The sequence below is a fragment of the Stenotrophomonas sp. genome (assembly GCF_036662295.1).
Lineage (GTDB): Bacteria > Pseudomonadota > Gammaproteobacteria > Xanthomonadales > Xanthomonadaceae > Stenotrophomonas.
Genome location: NZ_JAVWXA010000045.1, coordinates 25,828 through 29,968 on the forward strand (window position 1 = coordinate 25,828; position 4,141 = coordinate 29,968).

Annotated in this window: 5 protein-coding genes; all 5 read left to right on the top strand. The window is 65.9% G+C overall.

What is annotated here, in order from left to right; translation table 11 throughout:
* Positions 1-528 (top strand): EF-Tu/IF-2/RF-3 family GTPase (locus RSA25_RS10745; protein WP_332808874.1); only part of this gene is annotated, 528 nt, incomplete at its 5' end.
* 124 nt (positions 529-652) lie between these two features.
* Complete coding sequence (gene rbfA, locus RSA25_RS10750) at positions 653-1,078, top strand: 30S ribosome-binding factor RbfA (protein WP_332808875.1); 426 nt, start codon at positions 653-655, stop codon at positions 1,076-1,078.
* Positions 1,079-1,197: 119 nt separating this feature from the next.
* The gene (gene truB, locus RSA25_RS10755; protein ID WP_332808876.1) at positions 1,198-2,109 is read left to right on the top strand and encodes a tRNA pseudouridine(55) synthase TruB; all 912 of its coding nucleotides are present in this window, start codon (positions 1,198-1,200) and stop codon (positions 2,107-2,109) included.
* A 163-nt stretch (positions 2,110-2,272) separates the two neighbouring features.
* Positions 2,273-2,533: a 30S ribosomal protein S15 gene (rpsO, locus tag RSA25_RS10760; protein WP_017355941.1), complete on the top strand. Its 261-nt coding sequence runs from the start codon at positions 2,273-2,275 to the stop codon at positions 2,531-2,533.
* A 148-nt stretch (positions 2,534-2,681) separates the two neighbouring features.
* Positions 2,682-4,141, top strand: a 1,460-nt coding sequence (gene pnp / locus RSA25_RS10765; protein ID WP_332808877.1) for a polyribonucleotide nucleotidyltransferase, incomplete at its 3' end; no start/stop codon positions are given.

The window sequence follows — 4,141 nt, forward strand, 5'->3', positions numbered from 1 at the left end:
GACATCCGCATCAACGTGATCCACTCCGGCGTGGGCGGCATCACCGAGTCGGACGCCAATTCGGCGGTTGCCTCCAAGGCCACCGTGATCGGCTTCAACGTGCGTGCCGATGCCTCGGCCCGTCGCATCATCGAATCCAACGGCGTGGACCTGCGTTACTTCTCGATCATCTATGACGTGATCGATCAGGTGAAGCAGGTGGCCTCCGGTCTGCTCGGCGTGGAAATCCGCGAAGAGATCATCGGTATCGCCCAGGTGCGCGACGTGTTCCGCAGCTCGAAGTTCGGTGCGGTCGCCGGCTGCATGATCATCGAAGGTACGGTCAAGCGCAGCAAGCCGATCCGCGTCCTGCGCGACAGCGTGGTGGTGTTCGAAGGCGAGCTGGAATCGCTGCGTCGCTTCAAGGAAAACGTCGAGGAAGTCCGCAACGGTACCGAATGCGGTATCGGCGTGAAGGCTTACAACGACGTCAAGCCGGGTGACCAGATCGAGTGCTTCGAGCGCATCGAAGTGCCGCGCACCCTGTAATGTCGTGGCGTGGCCCGGCCAATGGTCGGCCCCTGCCATGGCGTAACGCCCGACCCTTGGTCGGGTTCCGCAACCCTGTAGCGCCCGGCCGTTGGTCGGGCGACAACTGAATCAAGAGTCCCTCGTGCCAAAAACCTTCCATCGAACCGACCGTGTTTCCGCCCAGATCCGCCGTGAACTGGGAACGCTCGTGCACAACGCGGTGCGTGAACACGGGCTGCCTTCGGTGAGCGTCTCCGACGTGGAGATCACCCGTGACATGGCCCATGCCAAGATTTTCGTCACGGCGCTGATGCCCGAGCGTTCGGTGGAGGCCATGAAGGGCCTGAAGGAACTGGCCTGGGGGCTGCGCATGGAACTGGCGCGTGCGATGAAGCTGCGCCACGTGCCCGAGCTGCATTTCCACTACGATGATTCGGTGGACCGCGGCGAGCGCATCGACAACCTGCTGCGCGAGCTGCCCGATACGCTGGCGGCCGAACAGAGCCGACAGCCCGAGGGCGACGCCGAGGACGGCGAAGCGGACGACAGCGGCAAGAAAAACGATTGATGGACCAACAGCCCGAAAGGGCTGTTGTCTTATGGGGCGGTGCCCGGGTCGGCAAGCGACCGCGCCGCTGAACGCCGGCATCCCCGGCCGCGCCGCACGGCGCCGATTGAAACCACGATATGGCATCCCGAATCACGTTCCGCCGCCTGGACGGCATCCTGCTGCTCGACAAGCCGGGCGGCATGAGCTCCAACGCGGCCCTGCAGATCGCGCGCCGCCTGTACCGCGCCGACAAGGGCGGCCACACCGGCAGCCTGGACCCGCTGGCCACCGGCCTGTTGCCGCTGTGCTTCGGCGAGGCCACCAAGATCGCCGGGCTGCTGTTGGGCTCGGCCAAGGCCTATGACGCCGAGGTGGTGCTGGGCCAGACCACCGACACCGACGATTCGGACGGGGCGGTGCTGCGCGAGCGGCCGGTGCCGCCGATCAGCGCCGACCAGCTGGAAGCGGCCCTGGCACCCCTGCGTGGGCCGATCCGCCAGCGCGCCCCGATCTATTCCGCACTCAAGCAGGGCGGGGAGCCGCTGTACATGAAGGCGCGCCGGGGCGAGGCGATCGAGGCCCCCGAGCGCGACGTGGAGGTCCACGCGCTGGAGGTGCTGCAGCAGCGCCCGGACGGGTTGTCGTTGCGCGTGACCTGCGGTTCAGGCACCTATATCCGCAGCCTGGCCCGCGACCTGGGCGAGACGCTGGGCTGCGGTGCGCATATCGCCGGGCTGCGGCGGTTGTGGGTGGACCCCTTCCGCGATGCCCCGATGGTGTCCCTGGACACCCTGCGCGACCTGCAGGCCGCGGGCGACGAGGCGGCCATGGACGCGCTGCTGCTGCCGATCTCGGCCGGCCTGGCGCATTACCCGCAGGTGCGGCTGGACGCCGAACAGGCCCGCCGCTTCTGCCTGGGCCAGCGCCTGCGCGACCCGGCCTGGCCGCCGGGGGTGGTGACGGTCTATGGGCCGGAACAGGCCATTCAGGGTCTGGGCCAGGTGGCCGCCGACGGCATGCTGGCGCCCCAGCGGCGCTTCAACCTCTGACCCTCACGGCCCCCGGACCTTGTCCCGGACGGCCGCGACCGTTACAATTTCGCGGCGTTTTCAGGCATCCCGCTTGGCGCGGTTTCATCCTTTCGTTCACGGCGAGTCACGCGGTACGTCAATGCGACGTTTCTGCGGGCCACGCATCCAAGAGAAAATAGAAATGTCGATCGACACCCAGAAGGTTATTGAAGACAACAAGCGCAGCTCGGCCGATACCGGCTCCCCGGAAGTGCAGGTCGCCCTGCTGACCGCCCGCATCGAGCTGCTGACCGGCCACTTCAAGACCCACAAGAAGGATCACCACAGCCGTCGTGGCCTGCTGCAGATGGTCAACCGCCGCCGCAGCCTGCTCGACTACCTGAAGAAGAAAGACGGCGTGCGTTACAAGGCCCTGATCGAAAAGCTCGGCCTGCGTCGCTAAGCAGGAATCCCGACCGCGGCGCAGGAATGCGCCGCGGTTTTGTTTTGGTAGTACCGCATCAAACGCCTGGACCGGACCTCCGGTCACCCGTCGACGGCAAGGGTCGCCGACGGTCCATTGAAGACAGCATCCTCCCAAGGAATCCCCCGTGGCAAAAATCACCAAAACCTTCCAGTACGGCAAGCACACCGTCACGCTTGAGACCGGCGAAATCGCCCGCCAGGCCGGTGGCGCCGTCATCGTCAAGTTCGACGACACCGTGCTGCTGGTCTCCGCCGTGGCTGCCAAGAGCGCGCGTGAGGGCCAGGACTTCTTCCCCCTGACCTGCGATTACCAGGAGAAGTTCTATGCCGGTGGCCGCATCCCGGGCGGGTTCTTCAAGCGCGAAGGCCGCGCGACCGAGAAAGAGACGCTGATTTCGCGCCTGATCGATCGCCCGATCCGTCCGCTGTTCCCGGAAGACTACAAGAACGAAGTGCAGATCATCGCCACGGTGATGTCGCTGAACCCGGACATCGACGGCGACATCGCCGCGCTGATCGGCGCCTCGGCCGCCCTGTCGCTGGCCGGCACCCCGTTCAAGGGCCCGATCGCCGCCGCCAAGGTTGGTTACAAGAACGGTGAGTACATCCTCAACCCGACCGTGACCGAGCTGAAGGATTCGGAGCTGGAGCTGGTCGTGGCCGGTACCGCCAACGCCGTGCTGATGGTGGAATCCGAAGCCGCGCTGCTGTCCGAAGACGTGATGCTGGGCGCTGTGACCTTCGGTCACCGCGAAATGCAGAAGGTCATCAACGCGATCAACGAGCTGACCGTGGAAGCCGGCACCAAGCCGTCGACCTGGGTCGCCCCGGCCAAGAACGACGCCCTGATCAGCGCCCTGCAGGAAGCCATCGGCCCGCGCCTGGGCGAAGCCTTCCAGGTGCGCGACAAGCTGCAGCGCCGTGACGCCATCTCGGCGATCAAGAAGGACGTGACCGAGTCGCTGGCTGGCCGCGTGGCCGCCGATGGCTGGAACCCGGCCGAACTGTCCAAGGAATTCGGCGAGCTGGAATACAGCACCATGCGCAACTCGGTGCTGGACACCAAGGTCCGCATCGACGGCCGTGCGCTGGACACCGTCCGCCCGATCGCCGTGAAGACCGGCATCCTGCCGCGTACCCACGGTTCCTCGCTGTTCACCCGCGGTGAAACGCAGGCCATCGTGACCATCACCCTGGGCACCGCCCGTGATGGCCAGGTCATCGATGCCGTGTCCGGTGAGTACAAGGACAACTTCCTGTTCCATTACAACTTCCCCCCGTACTCGGTGGGTGAGACCGGCCGCATGATGGGTCCGAAGCGTCGCGAAATCGGCCACGGCCGCCTCGCCAAGCGCGGCGTGCTGGCCGTGATGCCGTCGCTGGAAGCCTTCCCGTACACCATCCGCGTGGTGTCGGAAATCACCGAATCCAACGGCTCCTCGTCGATGGCCTCGGTCTGCGGTTCGTCGCTGGCCCTGATGGACGCCGGCGTGCCGGTCAAGTCGCCGGTGGCCGGTATCGCCATGGGCCTGGTCAAGGAAGGCGAGCGCTTCGTCGTCCTGTCCGACATCCTGGGTGACGAAGA